Annotated in this window: 12 protein-coding genes; 8 read left to right on the top strand and 4 right to left on the bottom strand. The window is 47.5% G+C overall.

The genetic code is table 11. The features are described from left to right. Positions 1–130 precede the first annotated feature (130 nt). Both AC1VYS_RS25650 and allC read right to left on the bottom strand, forming a co-directional pair. A complete protein-coding gene (locus AC1VYS_RS25650; RefSeq protein ID WP_482911970.1) occupies positions 131–1,372 on the bottom strand; it encodes a pyridoxal-phosphate-dependent aminotransferase family protein in 1,242 nt (413 codons plus the stop codon). Positions 1,373–1,404: 32 nt separating this feature from the next. Continuing rightward, positions 1,405–2,649 carry an allantoate deiminase gene (gene allC / locus AC1VYS_RS25645; protein ID WP_482911969.1) on the bottom strand — a complete coding sequence of 415 codons (1,245 nt, stop codon included), beginning with the start codon at positions 2,647–2,649 and terminating at the stop codon, positions 1,405–1,407. A 171-nt stretch (positions 2,650–2,820) separates the two neighbouring features. Here allC and AC1VYS_RS25640 point away from each other — a divergent pair, with 171 nt between their 5' ends. Then, positions 2,821–4,452, top strand: coding sequence for a PucR family transcriptional regulator (locus AC1VYS_RS25640; protein ID WP_482911968.1), 1,632 nt, complete (start codon positions 2,821–2,823; stop codon positions 4,450–4,452). A 141-nt stretch (positions 4,453–4,593) separates the two neighbouring features. Here AC1VYS_RS25640 and AC1VYS_RS25635 read toward each other — a convergent pair whose 3' ends face one another. Continuing rightward, the gene (locus tag AC1VYS_RS25635; protein ID WP_482911967.1) at positions 4,594–5,382 is read right to left on the bottom strand and encodes an alpha/beta hydrolase; all 789 of its coding nucleotides are present in this window, start codon (positions 5,380–5,382) and stop codon (positions 4,594–4,596) included. A gap of 302 nt (positions 5,383–5,684) precedes the next feature. On the opposite strand from AC1VYS_RS25635, the gene AC1VYS_RS25630 reads away from it, so the two are divergent. The 3 genes from AC1VYS_RS25630 (at position 5,685) to AC1VYS_RS25620 (ending at position 8,898) form a co-directional block, all read left to right on the top strand. Further along, positions 5,685–6,308, top strand: coding sequence for a YhbD family protein (locus AC1VYS_RS25630; RefSeq protein ID WP_482911966.1), 624 nt, complete (start codon positions 5,685–5,687; stop codon positions 6,306–6,308). A 13-nt stretch (positions 6,309–6,321) separates the two neighbouring features. Then, a complete protein-coding gene (locus AC1VYS_RS25625; protein WP_482911965.1) occupies positions 6,322–7,149 on the top strand; it encodes a hypothetical protein in 828 nt (275 codons plus the stop codon). 186 nt (positions 7,150–7,335) lie between these two features. Beyond that, positions 7,336–8,898 carry an MDR family MFS transporter gene (locus tag AC1VYS_RS25620; RefSeq protein ID WP_482911964.1) on the top strand — a complete coding sequence of 521 codons (1,563 nt, stop codon included), beginning with the start codon at positions 7,336–7,338 and terminating at the stop codon, positions 8,896–8,898. 447 nt (positions 8,899–9,345) lie between these two features. On the opposite strand, the gene AC1VYS_RS25615 is transcribed toward AC1VYS_RS25620, so the two are convergent. After that, positions 9,346–10,779 carry a VanW family protein gene (locus AC1VYS_RS25615; RefSeq protein ID WP_482911963.1) on the bottom strand — a complete coding sequence of 478 codons (1,434 nt, stop codon included), beginning with the start codon at positions 10,777–10,779 and terminating at the stop codon, positions 9,346–9,348. A 253-nt stretch (positions 10,780–11,032) separates the two neighbouring features. On the opposite strand from AC1VYS_RS25615, the gene ftsE reads away from it, so the two are divergent. From ftsE to AC1VYS_RS25595, 4 genes are all read left to right on the top strand, one after another. Next, positions 11,033–11,719, top strand: coding sequence for a cell division ATP-binding protein FtsE (gene ftsE, locus AC1VYS_RS25610; protein ID WP_366293032.1), 687 nt, complete (start codon positions 11,033–11,035; stop codon positions 11,717–11,719). Further along, entirely contained in the window at positions 11,709–12,626 is a 918-nt protein-coding gene (ftsX, locus tag AC1VYS_RS25605) for a permease-like cell division protein FtsX (RefSeq protein ID WP_482911962.1), read from the top strand. The genes ftsE and ftsX overlap by 11 nt, the downstream gene beginning before the upstream one ends. A gap of 163 nt (positions 12,627–12,789) precedes the next feature. After that, the gene (locus tag AC1VYS_RS25600) at positions 12,790–14,070 is read left to right on the top strand and encodes a murein hydrolase activator EnvC family protein (RefSeq protein WP_482911961.1); all 1,281 of its coding nucleotides are present in this window, start codon (positions 12,790–12,792) and stop codon (positions 14,068–14,070) included. A 160-nt stretch (positions 14,071–14,230) separates the two neighbouring features. Next, positions 14,231–15,703 carry a S41 family peptidase gene (locus tag AC1VYS_RS25595; RefSeq protein WP_482915124.1) on the top strand — a complete coding sequence of 491 codons (1,473 nt, stop codon included), beginning with the start codon at positions 14,231–14,233 and terminating at the stop codon, positions 15,701–15,703. Positions 15,704–15,723 lie beyond the last annotated feature (20 nt).

The following is a 15,723-nucleotide window of genomic DNA, read 5'->3' as shown; positions in this document are numbered from 1 at the left end:
TCTTGAACGAAGTCTGAATTGTACAAAAGGATTCCGGAAGTTCCCGGAATCCTTTCTATATTGAAAAACAACCTTGATCCTGATTAGAAAACAGTCCTGTTTCTACGCGGTATAATAATGCCTCAGAGCTTTACTCAGTAGCTTTATTCTGCTGCTCGTAAACGTCGAGGGCCTCTTGCACCCCGCGTCCAATTACAATCGGAGCTTTGTGCCTGATTAGCACTGCTTCCAGTGCGGATAGGACGAATAGTACGTTTTCTTTCCGGCAACTGTAGCCCATGGTGCCGATTCTCCAGATCTGCCCATGCAACGGGCCAAATGAGCTAGCGATTTCGATCCCGAACTGGGTCAGAAGTGTGGTGCGTACAGATTCACCATCAATGCCTGCAGGAATTTTTACACAGGTGACGACCGGAAGCTTCCAGGTTTGATCATTAAACAGCTCTAGCCCCATGCCGCGGATGCCTGCCATCAGTGCTTTTTCATGCAATCGATGACGCTTGAATCGTGCTTCAAGCCCTTCTTCCAGCAGAATGCGCAATCCTTCGCGCAGCGCGTATAACATGGACGTAGCCTCCGTATGATGGTTCAAGCGGCGTGGTCCCCAGTAGTCTTGCAACTGGCTCAGATCAAAGTAATTACTGCGGATCGGGTGTGCGACATCCCGGCGATCACTCTCAAGTGCAACACCACGTTCCACTTTTTTTCGGCTTGTCAGAATGCGTTCTACTCGTTCGTTATAGGTGACTGGTGCCATACCGGAAGGTACTGATATGCACTTTTGGGTACCCCCGATGACGGCATCAAGCTGCCATTCATCCACTTTGACAGGTGCACCCCCGATGGAAGCGACAGCGTCAACCACCGTCAATACACCGAGTTCACGGCAAGCCGGGCCGATTTGATCCAGTGGCTGCATGCAACCGGTTGAAGTCTCGCCATGTACAATGGCCACGATTTTGGGTTGAACCCGTTTGACCTCATCAATCACCGCTTGTTGGTCAAATACTTCTCCCCACGGACATTCCATCAGATGGAGCTCGGCACCGTGGCGTTCTGCGATTTCGGTCAGTAGATGTCCGAAGCGTCCGAAAATAGGGACGAGCACTTTGTCACCTGGTTCGATCAGGCTGCACAATACAGCTTCCAGGCCAGAACGTGAAGTCCCATCAACCGGAAAGGCCCACTGGTTCGTCGTTTGGAATGTCTGCCGTAACATGTCCATGGTTTCATTCATCATTCGGGTAAATTCCGGATCAAATTGTCCCAGAATGGGCGTTGCCATGGCTCGTAAAACTCTAGGGTCAACCTCGACCGGCCCTGGTGTCATAATCGTTCTCAAAGGTGCGTGAATTTCCCGGTACTGTGTCATCTCATATCGCCTCCTGGTTTCGGGTTGTTCGTTCAGTATGCCAGCTTATATAACAGGTCGATTAACAGGCGAACTCCGCGCTGCAAATCTTCCGTATGGGTGAATTCAGCAGGGGAGTGGCTAATGCCGCCCTGGCTTGGAACGAATAATAATCCTGTTGCACAATACGTGCCGAAAATCTGTGAGTCATGTCCTGCGCCACTTGTCATTCTTCTGTATGAAATACCTTCGCTTTTTAAAATGTCCTCAGCCGTTTGGTTTAACGTGCAATCCATCGCAACGGGAGGTTCATCCATCCACTTATGGTAAGCGACCGTTGTTCCATGTTCAGAGGCTACGGTCTCGAAGTCACTGAAGCATGCCTCGCAAAATTGCTCAATGATCTTGGCATCACTGTGACGAACATCCAGGCTAAAGGTGACCTCGCGTGCAATGACATTACCTACATTCGGTTTAACTTCCATGCGTCCAACGGTGGCGACAAGTCCGGACTCATGGGCTTTGGCCCGATGCATCAATATTCGGATCAACTCGGCTGAGGTAAACATCGCGTCGTGACGCCACTGCATGGGTGTTGTCCCGGCGTGATTGCTCTCACCGTATACCGTTATGTTATAACGGCGTTGTCCCACGATGTGGCTGACGATACCGATGGATTTCTCTTCCCGTTCGAGTACCTGGCCTTGTTCGATATGCAGTTCGATAAAACATTCCAGGTCTTTGCGTGTTGGCTGTGGATGAAGTCCTAGTCCGAAGCCTGCTCCGTGCATTGCCTGTTCGAACGGTATTCCGTTTACGTCTTTGATGTGGTGTACGGCCTCGCGGTCTTTTACTCCCGTTATGTTACCTGAGCCCCAATAGGTCATGGGAAAACGGCTGCCCTCTTCCTCGCACAGCGATACCACTTCAATGGGTTTGAGTGGTGGGCCGTGATGCGTCAACAAATATTCCACCGCAATGAGTGCGGCAATGATCCCGTAGGCTCCGTCATACTTGCCGCCGCCGATTACGGTATCAACATGAGATCCGGTTAATATCACGTTCGCCTCAGGATCACGTCCAGAGAGTCTGCCGAATAAATTACCGACATCGTCATAACGTGCGGATAATCCGAGTTGTTCTATTTTAGACTGGATCGCCTTCTGAGCCGCGCTCCAAGCCGGGTCATAGAGCAAACGGGTCACACCGCCGCTGTTGTCTTTTCCATACGAAGCCAGCCATTCGACCATCTCTTCGATCTGCTTAGACAAGGCAGATGGTTTCGATTGTTCAATCATCAAATGCAGTATCCCCCATTCCGGCAGCGCTAGCTTTCCAACCGATGTTAGATTAATTAACTTGGCATTGCGTTTAATTCATCGTAAAATAAAAAAAGTTAAAAATCATTCACGAAAATGTAGAAGAATATCTGAATTCATTGTGCATGTTAACCATAGGGGTGGAGAATGATGAAAATGAGTGACCTGCTGAAGCTGCCTGTATTCAACGGCACAATCGTGGTAGGGGGAAGCGATGGTTTGAAGAGGGAAGTCCATACCGTCAATATGATGGATGCTCCTGATATCATTCCGTACTTAAAAAGAAATGAATTGTTGATTACGACCGCTTTTCACTTCAAGGACGATCTGCCGGCCTTGCTTGAACTGATCCGTGAGATGGGGCACCAGGAATGCGCGGGGCTTGGTATCAAAAGCAAAAGATTCCTCGGTAGCATCCCTGAATCAGCGGTTCAGCTCGCCAATGAGTTAGATCTGCCTCTGATGGAACTTCCCGTCGATCCTTCCCTTGGTGATATTGTCAATAAATCGCTGAGCCATATTCTCGATGTGCGAACAACGGAGCTGCATAATGCGATACAGACCCATCGGCAGTTCACTCAGCAGATCATGAGTGGTCAAGGAATACCGAAGCTGCTAGATCAACTATCTTCCTTACTTCGTTTGCCTGTGTTTCTACTGGGGCCATATCTCCAGCCGATCTTCGGACGAGTTCCTACTAAAACGGCAGCGCATCTGGAGGGGCTGTTATCCGGTGGAGGTCAACTTCATGTTGCACCTTCCATGTTCTCCGCGTTTTCTCTGCTGGGGGAGGAACGTGAGACGTTAACCTTGTTTCCTGTATACACCCATCGACAGCTGCATTTCCTCTGTATTGCGGGTTTTGTATCACCGTCTGAACGTTCAAGCATTCTGACCATTGAACAGGCAACGAACGTGATTGCGTTTGAATTAATGAAGGATAATGCATTAAAGCAGAACCGGCGCCGGATCCAGAACGAGTTTTTTACAAATTTCATTGGAGGGGTCTTCTCAAGCAACGAGGAGATTGCAAGCCGGGCGCGGGAGTTCGGACTGTCCAGCGATCAACGATACCTTTGTGCGGTCGGCAAGTTGAACGGCAAGGATCGAACGACGTCCTTCATGCAGTACAAGGCGGAACAGGATCAGATTGCCGAGCATCTTCAAGGGGAGCTCGCGAACTTCCGTCATCCGATTTATCTGTTCACCCATGACCGATCCTATGTGCTACTTATGCCGCTGGTAGAAGAGTGGGATCTGATCAAACCTTTCTTTATCGAGCTGCTGGAACGTCTGCAACGTAAAATCGCCATGTATTACGAATCCGAGTTGTCATTTGGTCTCAGCAGTTATGCCCAGCCGCTTACTCAAGTGCCTTTATCTTTTAAAGAGGCCAATGAAGCTCTCTATTTCGGAAGTATATCGGGGAAAACAAGCTTTATTGAATTGTATCAGCCGAAGGAGGTATCTGAAATTCTGCGGCTGATCCCTCATGACCATCTAAGGAAGTTTTATGCGGATACGATGCAAGGTTTCGAGGACGAGACTCTTAAGGATCATCATATGTTGCTTCATACGTTGTCCGTATATCTGGAAACACATTGTCATCTTGCCGAGACAGCCAAGCGACTGTACATTCACCGGAATACCGTAATCTATCGGTTGGAGAAATGCGAAGAGATTATTGGTCGCAGCTTGAAAGATCCGGAGGAGACATTGCGACTGCGAATGGCTTTTCGGATCAAAGCTTTGCTGCCGGAAGATGGGAAAGCGGAGTACTGAGATTGACCGAATATGATTAAAAGCAGGCTGAGATAAACTGCACCTCCAGGCTAGTTAAAGTAACCAAAAGGGGGCGCAGTCCACTTCAAGCCTGCTTTTTAATGGACAATTAACGAAGAAGAAAAGGATTTCTTTTATGCCTCAGTCTCTTTTAGACAGCGGTAGCCACTTCAGCACATCCTGGATTTTCATGTCCCAGTAACCCCATTCATGTTCCCCTGGCTCTTCCTCATAAGTTAACTTGAAGTCTGTGTCGGCACAGGCTTTGCGGAACGTCTGATTATCTTCATACAGGAAATCCTCTGTTCCACAGCATTGATAGAGGAGTGGTCGTGGGGCCGTGTGATGTTTACTTTCCTGAAGCAAATGGATTAGATCGTTCTCTGAACCTGCAAATTGCGGGCCGAAGATACGTAACAGTTCATCCTGCCTTAAGGCGGATGGGGCATCGTTGTTCAGATGAGCGGCCATATCTAGAGCGCCCGAAAGACTTGCCGCCGCAGCGTACTGATCCGGTTTTCGTAAAGCCAGCTTGAAGGCGCCATACCCACCCATGGATAGGCCTGCTACAAAATTATCTTCGCGTTTGGCTGAAAGCGGGAAGAAGGAACGAGCAAGTGCTGGCAGTTCTTCGCTTATAAATGTCCAGTAACGCCCTCCCTCTGCCATGTCCGTGTAGAAGCTGCGATGAACCTGCGGCATAACGACCGCAATGCCAAGTGAAGCAACATAACGTTCAATCGATGTACGGCGGAGCCAAATGGAGTCATCGTCTGACATCCCGTGAAGCAAATACAGGGTGGGGTGCAGACCGGAACCTGTCACATTTTCCATACCGATCTGAGTGTGGGTCTGTTGTGGCAGAATCACGTGCATGCTAGTACTTAATCCGAGGGCGTCCGAGTAGAAATCACATTTAATGAGTGCCATACCAAAAGTAACCCCTTTCATAAATGGAAGTTGAATAAGGATGTTATTATGCCATGGAAAAGGTGAGAAAACTGAAATATATCAGCTTATATTCAAGGTTATACCCAAAATAAAGTAAACGCAATGATAGGTTATAAAACGTATTCGATATCTGCGCAAATAATCTTTGTATAATCAATTTTCTGAACAAAATAAAGAAATAAATAAACAAAGAATCGTTTATTTTTATCCAATATTATTGTCATGCCTTTACAGCGTAACAATGTTTTGTTACACTGATTTCATTGGAAGGGGGTCCTAAAATGACAGATGATTTGATCTCCAAAAAAGAACTGCTTGACCTGACAGGCATTTCATACGGTCAACTTTATCGATGGAAACGGAAAAACCTCATTCCTGAGGAGTGGTTTATTCGAAAGTCCTCTTTTACGGGACAGGAAACATTTTTTCCAAAACAGCAGATTTTACAGCGGATCGACAAGATCATTCATATGAAAGACGGGCTGTCGCTGGATGAACTGGCAGATGTGTTCTCGCCAACGCTTGGTGAGGTGGAGATGTCCGATCAGCAATTGCTGGACCGAAACATTGTTTCGTTGGCTTCGCTTGATCTGTTAAACGAGGCTGGACGCCAGCAGGCATTATACGGTTTGGAACAGATTATGATGCTATATGTGCTTGAGAAATTGCTTCTCAGCGGGGATATCACACAGCAGGAGGGGTTGCTCTTGATTGATGTGATGTCTGAGCACTATTACCGGTTCCGGGACCGGGCTAGTGAACTGCTGCTTATTCGCAAGATGGGCATACCTACCTTTATGGTGGTGAACTCGGGAGCAGAGCTTTATTTTGATCACGGGGTAAAAGTGGTACTCCGCATTCCGCTAGCAGCATTCATGGAAGAATTGAAAATTAAATTGGGCTGAGGGGGATTTTACAATGGAAGAACGTCACTTGAGAAATGATCTGAATGTTACAGGGTCTCGTAAAACAACAGGCGGTTCCTATCACCGGGTAAATATCGACGGTATGGCTAAACTGGATGGCGATTTGGACTGTTCCTCCCTGAGTGTTAACGGCACGCTGAAAATCTATGGTTCCCTTGTCTCTGAAAGCACAACGGTTAATGGTATGGCCAAAGTGGAAGGAGAACTTCGCACCCAGTCTCTTGATGTCAACGGAACACTGGGAGTCCACGGTGCAGCTCGAGCCGAGAGCACAATGGTTAATGGAATGTGTACGATCAATGGTCCGCTGGTTAGCTCTCGGGTACGGGTGGATGGCATGACGACGATTAATGGAGACCTGTCTACACCTGAGTTTACTGTGAACGGGAAGTGTAATGTTCGCGGTGGAGTGAATGGTGAACGTATTGATATTGGTGGTATGGCGACGATTGATGGAGATGTGCAGGGAGAGAGAATCGACGTTCAGGGCAATATTAAGGTAGGCGGACTTCTTAATGCGGACAGTGTGGAGATTCGATTATACACGTCCTCTTCAGCAAGAGAAGTAGGCGGCGAACGGATCGACATCCGGCGCAAGGAACGCAGCGGATTCTGGAAAGCGCTCGGATTAGGCGGGGCACCATCCTTCAGGGCCCAACTCATTGAGGGCGATGAAATTGTACTGGAAGATACCGAAGCAGATACGGTTCGAGGGAATCGAGTCCAAATTGGGCGGGGCTGTAATATCCGGTTCGTGGAATATTCAGGTGAACTATCCGTTGATCCGGAAGCAAAGGTGGGCAACAGTACGCGAATCTAGCCAATAGGCAAGATACAAGAGCGAGAGATGACTCTTATAACTTTTAATGGATAGAGCTGATGGTATCCCCTGAGGTAGAAGGTTTTGCAATAAAGCAATCAGTCCTTGGACTGATTGCTTGTTACTTCTTTTCGGATATACTAATGCAGTCATATGAATAGAACGGGAATGGAGAGATTAACAATAATGGCTGCACGCAACAATAAAATTGGATTTGTGCTGGCAGGTTTGCTGCTCAGCATCTTAATGGCCTCTATGGATAATACCATTGTGGCTACGGCCATGGGGGATATCGTGGGCAAGCTCGGCGGACTCGACAAGTTTGTCTGGGTAACGTCTGCTTACATGGTGGCTGAGATGGCGGGTATGCCGATCTTCGGTAAACTGTCAGATATGTATGGACGTAAAAAGTTTTTCGTCTTCGGGATCATCGTATTTATGCTTGGCTCCGCATTGTGTGGGACCGCGACATCCATCGTGGAACTGACGATGTACAGAGCGATCCAAGGGATCGGTGCAGGAGCACTGGTGCCGATTGCGTTTACGATTATGTTTGACGTGGTTGCACCTGAATCGCGGGGTAAGTTGGGTGGTCTGTTTGGAGCAGTATTCGGTCTTTCGAGTGTATTCGGGCCGTTGCTTGGGGCTTACATTACAGAGTATGCAACATGGGAATGGGTGTTTTACATCAATCTGCCGCTAGGGTTGATTGCATTTCTGTTTATCGCATTTTACTATAAAGAATCTCATCAGCATCAGTCACAGCAGATTGACTGGCTGGGTGCAGTAACACTGATCGGCGCAGTGGTCTGCCTAATCTTCGCGCTGGAGCTAGGTGGCAAAACGTTTGCTTGGGACTCTGCACAGATTTTGGGTCTGTTTGCCGGATTTATCGTGCTGGCACTGCTCTTCCTGTATGCAGAAACGAAGGCCAAAGAGCCGATTATTTCATTCAGCATGTTCCGCAAGCGGGTGTACTGGTCAAGTAACGTTATTGCCATGTTCAGTGGCGCTGCGTTTATTACGGCATCGGTATACATCCCGATTTTCATCCAGGGTGTACTCGGAGGGAAAGCGACCAATTCGGGTCTTGTTCTGTTGCCGATGATGCTAGGTTCCGTTGTGACGGCTTCCTTGGGCGGTGTACTCATGACCAAAACCAAATATCGTAACATCATGATTCCAACGCTGGCTTTGCTTGTAGTTGGGCTAGGTTTATTAACCACATTGGATGAAGGTTCATCCCTATGGACCATTCGAGTATACATGGTCATGATTGGCCTTGGTGTCGGTGCATCCTTCTCTGTACTTAGTAACGCGGCTATGAATGCATTTGAACCACAAAGACGCGGTGCCGCCAGTTCCACGCTGAACTTTCTGCGTTCCTTGGGCATGACGATGGGGATCACGATTTTTGGCATCGTACAGAGTCAGGTATTTACGCGCAAAATGACGGATAACATGGCGGGCGCCGCTGGAGAAGCTGGTGCTTCGGCTGGGGCGCCAGCAGGTGGTCTGCCTGCCGGGATGGATCTGACCGATCCGCATGCACTGCTTTCACCAGAGCTGCGTCAAGGGATTCCTCCACAGGTGCTGGAGTCCATCACATATGCGTTATCCTCTTCCATTGTGCAGCTGTTTGCCTGGGCAGTTATTCCAGCAGCACTTGCACTGTTCGCTTCCTTCTTCATGGGGAAAGAGAAGATGGTTGTAGGAGAAGAGCAGCACGAGTACACGGCTGGGCACTAAAGCAAGGAGAACGAAGCCAAGCCATCATTAAACCACTTTATTTCAACCAGTGACCTAGTATTAGTCTTAAATTATACCGCTATGTAAATTAAGCGAACACAAGACTATGCTTATAGGTGGTTTCATAAAATCATGAACTTAAACACAAGTCTCATATCCCATAGTTGGGTATGAGACTTGTTTTTTTTGCTTCTACAGATCTTTCGTTAGAGGGTTTTTAAGACTTATATTTACTTACTCCAATATATAAGTTTAACTTTCATTTACACAATAACGGAGAGGACAGAAAAAACCTGAAGAAGCGAAGCGCTCGCCTTTATCACCGGATTTTCCCCTCTGGAAAAGGGAATCCAAAAAATCCGGGGATAACAGCGATCGGAAGGTTATTCTGTCCTTGGAGTGTTCCGTGTAAACAACATGTATTTCAACTTATTTTTCCACCTGAATTTAAGGCTGTTTCCCTTCACGAATGCCATCCTCCACCACTGAAGGTTGCTGTGGATCAGGCATGCTAATATGACCTGAGCGGGCAATGAGGCGGCTTTGTGCTTTGTAAGTGTCTCGTGAGATCGTCTTGGATTCTACCACCTTTCCATCGACTCTTTTCGTACGTACCGTCTCCACGATGTACCCGGGCTGTCCATTCTGAAGCACTTGTTGGGCACCGTCGGGTAACACGTTGCTGGATACATATTTTACGGGTACACTCAGCGTTTCAATCGTACGAGACTCCACCGCATAACTGACGTTCTCCGGGAAGGTGCCGAAAAACTTCACCACCATGCGCCCGCCTTGCACCTTCGCTTGAATCAACAGGGATTTTTCCGTGCTGTTTCGAAAACGAAAGTTAATGGCGCCTGAGGCATAGGTGGCATCCAGCCCTTTCGGTAAATATTTAACGGGCAATGAGTGATTACGCCGTTCCACAATATCCAGGCCCGTTAGCAGAGCGGCGTTATATACGGTACTGGATACCTGACAGATTCCTCCGCCAATTCCGGGTGTGAGCCGGCCATTCACGATGACCGGTGCTTCCCGAAAACCATAGTCCTTCTCCGCTTTGCGAATCACTTTTTCATAGTCGAACACACCCCCGGGCTTCAAAATCATCCCGTTAATGGCCTGAGCCGCCGCGCTGACGTTATGTATCCGACCTTGACTGCTGTTACCCAGCCCTGTGGAAAATTGAATGATTTTTCGCTCGATGCCTTCCTGCTTCAGCGAATCGATCGTTACCTCTGGTTTCAAGGTGTATAGAGGTAAAAGAATGCGGATGGGTTCCGGTTTTACTCCATCCATCACATCGCTCAGCTCCCTGTGCAACTTGGTCTGCATGAGGGTGCTAAGTGTTTTCCAATCGATCCGGCGCACGCTTTTCTCCGGAATGTACTGCACTTGATCATTTGCGGTGATGCGGCGGATCGCTTCCGCCGGGATACCGAAGGTTTCTTTTTCCCAGGCAGGGCTAAGCAATTGTTGAAAGGTTTGTTCGTTGTAAGTCATATCGAGAGGGAAGGTCTTGGGGAATTGATACCGTGCATACGCGCGTTCCCACAGGTTCCCCTCATCCAGCTGTTGTATTGCAGCCTTGAAGCTGTTTGCGTTGTAACTCACTCCTAGTTCGGCGGCGGTATGTGACATCGTCATTGGGCTAGGTTCAGTCAGTTCCAGTGTGACGGGCCAGTCCTGCAATTGTTGAATGCGAGTGTGCAATTCTGCCAGTACGTCATTACGATGTTTGCCATCGATTGTCCAGCCCCCGACCTGTACACCTTTGGGTAAGTTAGGTTGATTCACGTACATATAGAGCAATCCATAGGACGCGGAACCGATCAAGAGCAGGGTGAAGAGGGCGATGACCGTTACATGTATTTTTTTCATAACCGAACGCTCCTTTTGGCTTCTGTTGTTCCGGAATTCGTAACACTTTCTATCTATATGATCCAACAGTGGAAAACTTTCGGGTACTCAATAGGTAACAAATTTGTTACAATAAACTTCATATGAATCCATGCTTCACCATCAAAAGAGGGACAGGATGGATTTTTCCTGATGAATTTCAGGCCTTTTTAAAGGAAATGCCGGGATTGTGTCGAAATGATAATGGCTAACTATGCGAGCAGGAAGTGATGATGTGATAGAAATGCAGGACGTGTGGAAGACCTACGCCAACGGTACCCACGCATTACAAGGGGTGTCGGTGAAGATCGACCGCAATGAATTTGTCTATATCGTTGGTCCATCCGGTGCAGGCAAATCGACATTTATGAAGCTGATGTACAGAGAAGAAGTGCCGACCAAAGGGCAAATATCCATTAATGGATTTAATATTGGAAAGTTAAAACCGAGAAAAATTCCTTATGTGCGCCGTAACATTGGCGTTGTGTTTCAGGATTTCCGTCTGTTGCCGAAGATGACGGCATTTGAGAATGTTGCGTTTGCAATGGAAGTTATTGAAGCACCCAAACGGCATATCAAGAAACGGGTTATGGAAGTGCTCGATCTGGTGGGACTACGCAACAAGGCCAACCGGGAACCTTCACAACTCTCAGGCGGGGAACAGCAACGGATTGCGATCGCTCGGGCGATTGTGAACAATCCTTCCGTCATTATTGCGGACGAGCCTACAGGGAATCTGGATCCGGAGACGTCATGGGGCATTATGCAACTGCTGGATGAGATCAATTTCCGGGGAACAACGATTGTGATGGCGACACACAACAAAGATATTGTAAATACGATGCGCAAACGGGTTATCGCCATTGAACGTGGACAGATTGTACGGGATCAGATGAGAGGGGAGTACGGTTATGAATTTTAGTACTCTCTTGCGACATCTGCGGGAGGGTTTCAAGAACGTATTCCGCAATGGCTGGATGTCCGTGGCATCCGTCATGTCGATTATCGTCTCTCTGTTTATTCTTGGCGTGTTTATGCTGCTTGTGCTCAACGTAAACTCCATGGCGAATCAGGTCGATAGCCAAGTGGAAATCAGTACGTTTCTGGAGCTGAACGTGGATGAGAACCTGCGTAATGTCATTGGTCAGGAGATCAGTGCCATGCCAGAAGTCAGCGAGATTCGAATTGTTCCGAAGGATGTAGGATTAAAAGAATTCCGTGATCGTCTAGGCGAAAATGCGGACAATGTTCTCGGTGGTTTCGATGTCGATAACAACCCGTTGCCGGATACGATTGAAGTCAAAGTGATTGAACCGGATACGGTCAATTTTGTCGCGCAGAAGATTGAAGCATTAAACGAGAAACATGCCGAGAAGCCGATCATGAAAGTGAACTACGGCAAAGAAACGGTAGATGTATTGTTCAAATTTACGAAGCTTGTTCGTAATATCGGATTTATTTTTGTCGGGGGACTGGGCTTGATGTCGATGTTCCTGATCTCGAATACGATTCGCGTAACGATTCTGGCTCGCCGCCGGGAGATTGGTATTATGAAACTGGTCGGGGCGACCAACACCTTTATCCGCTGGCCTTTCTTTATTGAAGGAGCGTTAATTGGACTAATCGGTTCTGTCATTACAGTCGCCGTTCTGTTCTTCGGATATAGTCAATTGATGTCGACAATTGGTCAGGACGTCTTCATGCAGATGCTGAATCTGATTCCGTTAAGCGAAATTTGGCCACTGATGGGAACGTTGCTGATTGGTCTGGGCGTGCTCGTAGGCATTTTGGGCAGTACACTGTCCATTCGCAAGTCGCTCAAAGTGTAGAAAATGTCAAAAAGAATGGCAAAACAGGTTCATTATTGAACGCTGTTTGACGATATGTAGGAAAGACGCAACTGTTGTTTTGATGAAAGAAAGCAAAGAACATGCTGTTCACCACCTGTGCAGGTTGCTTTCTTGTGAATTCATAGGATGGGAGATCATCATTTTGAAAAAAACCGCTTCGCTGCTGGCCTTCATGTTACTGGCCGGTATGACGTTTCAACCTTCTGACGGATATGCCAAGAATAGCATCAGCGATATTGACCAGCAGATTAAACAATTGGAGAGCAAGGCAGCTTCCGCCAAGCAGGAGCAAAAGAAAGCTGCGGCCAACAAAAAGGAAGCCCAGCATTACAAAAATAAAACCAATGACTATCTGAAGGTTGTTCTGGAACAGATTAATGTCGTAAGTGATGAGCTGGCGAGTGTATCATTGCAGATTGAGAATACGGAGGAAGATCTCCGTACAACGAAAAAAGATTTGCAAGCGGCAGAAGAACGGATCGTTGCAAGAGAGAAACTGCTGGAATCTCGTGTGCGCCTGATGTACACAGATGGGGCAGTATCTTATCTTGATGTCCTGTTGTCCTCCACCAGCTTTACCGATTTTCTGACCCGCGCGGACTCGCTTAAAACGATTGTGGATCAGGATCAGCACCTGCTGGATGAGCATAAAAAGGACAAGCAGCTTGTAGTGGATAAAAAGGCAGATTTGGATCGGCAATATGCAGAAGCTAAAAGCCTGTATTCACAGAAGAAACAGCGCAAGTCGCAGCTGAACGAGAAAGAAAAGGAAAAGCAAGTGCTTCTGGCTTCATATGATGCTAAAATTGAACAATCTGAAGAGTTGACGGCAGAGCAGGAAGCTGTGTTGATGCAGATTGCCGGCAAGCGTTCAGCTTTGTTACAGGAAAAAAATAAATTGCGTGAGCAACAGGCAGCAGCAGCAGCAAAGGCTCGGGCTGAAGCAGCGGCGCGTGCCAAAGCTGCAGCTAAAGCACCAACGCGTGTAAGCTCGAACGGCAACAGTGAAGTGACCTATTCATCAGGCAACGGTATTTTTGGTAGACCGGTCTCTGGTGGACGAATTTCTTCATCTTTTGGTCCGCGGGTTCATCCGATTACAGGGGAAGTAGGCAAAATGCATAATGGTGTCGATTTTGCCGTTCCGGTAGGTACGTCAGTTCATGCAGCTTCTGGTGGAATTGTAATCATGGCTGAATGGTACAGCGGTTATGGATATGCAGTTATCATTGACCATGGCGGCGGGCTGTGGACACTTTATGGTCACTTGCGTGAAGGTGGACTTAAGGTCAGCAAGGGAGATACGGTGAACAAAGGGGATACCATTGCCGAGTCCGGCAATACAGGGAACTCGACTGGACCTCACTTGCACTTTGAAGTGCGAGATAACGGAACAGCTGTGAATCCGATGAACTATTTGTAGATTGTCTGATTTAATGCGATGCAAATTATATAGTTTAAACTTCGAATGGAAAAATCATAATCCGTACAAGCTAGACATATACTAAGCTGGCATGTTCAGGGAAATGATTCGGGGCAGTCCGAATCGGATGCGCTTCAAAACTAAAGGCGGTGACAAACGGATGATGAAAAAAAGATCGGCGCTGCTGTTCGTAATTTTGGGACTGCTTGGCGGGAGTTTGTTAACCATCGTGTTAATGACTTACCCGGGCATTACAAGCCAGGTCAAACCCGGCGAAGGACTGCTGGCAAGTGTAACCGGCAGCTCACAGCAGAAAAACGATTTGAAGAAGATTGAAACCGCAATGGATTTGATCTCCAGCAACTATTATAAAGATGTGGACCGCACCAAACTGATTGATGGTGCGATCAATGGCATGATGGAATCTCTCGGTGATCCGTATTCCAACTATATGGGACAGGAAACAGCTGCCCAGTTTGAGGAGTCCATCGAAGGTTCATTTACCGGCATTGGTGCAGAGGTTTCCTCGCAAGACGGTAATGTCGTTGTCGTTTCCCCAATCAAAGGTTCACCTGCTGAAAAAGCAGGTATCCGTGCGAAAGACATCATTATGTCGGTTAACGGCGAATCGCTTCAAGGACTTGAACTTAACAAAGCGGTTAACAAGATTAGAGGTCCAAAGGGTAGCGAAGCCAAAGTACAGGTGAAACGTGCGGGATCGACAGAGCCGATTGAATTTACGATTGTTCGTGATGATATTGATCTGGAAACCGTCTATGCACATATGGAAGATGGCAATATTGGTGTCATTAACATTACGCAGTTCTCGCTGAATACAGGTGAACGCTTCAAGGAAGAGCTTGCTAAGCTGGAGAAGCAGAATATGAAAGGCCTGATCATCGATGTTCGGAATGACCCGGGCGGTGTACTGCAAGTCGTTATCGATATTGCAGAACAGTTTGTACCGAAAGGCAAAGTCATCGTTCAGGTTGAAGATAAAAATGGCAAGAAAGAACAAAGCAAATCGAATGGCTCAGCCAAACCTTATCCAATCACTGTGTTGATGAACAAAGGTAGCGCGAGTGCTTCCGAAATTCTGGCAGGAGCTTTGCAACAATCTGCTGGTGCTACACTCGTGGGTGAGAATTCATTTGGTAAAGGAACCGTGCAAACCAGCTATGATAAACAGATGGGCGACGGTAGCTTGTTGAAGATTACGATTGCCAAGTGGCTGACACCAAACGGTACTTGGATTCATGAAAAAGGCATCAAACCGGATATCGCAGTGAACCAGCCTGATTATTTCTCGGTTGCACCGATTAATAAGGAGAAGCTGCCACTGAAATATGACAGCAATAGCATGGATGTGAAAAGTGCTCAAACGATGCTGAGAGGACTTGACTTCAAGCCGGATCGTGTGGACGGATACTACGACCAGAAAACCGAAGAAGCCGTCAAGGCGTTCCAGAAGAAAAAAGGCATTCAGGTTACAGGCCAGATTGATGAAAAAACGGCAGAATCTCTGGAGGCTTCTCTGATTGAACGAATTGCCAATCCTCAATATGATGCACAGCTGAAACGCGCGATCGAAAATGTCTCGAAGGATATTTCGTCCGCGGTGTCGAAGCCATAAAGAAGGCTGATTTTCAGCCT

The sequence above is a fragment of the Paenibacillus sp. G34 genome, from assembly GCF_056856875.1.
Note: the sequence above shows the minus strand (reverse complement) of the source record. Positions and strands in the feature narration are given on the sequence as shown.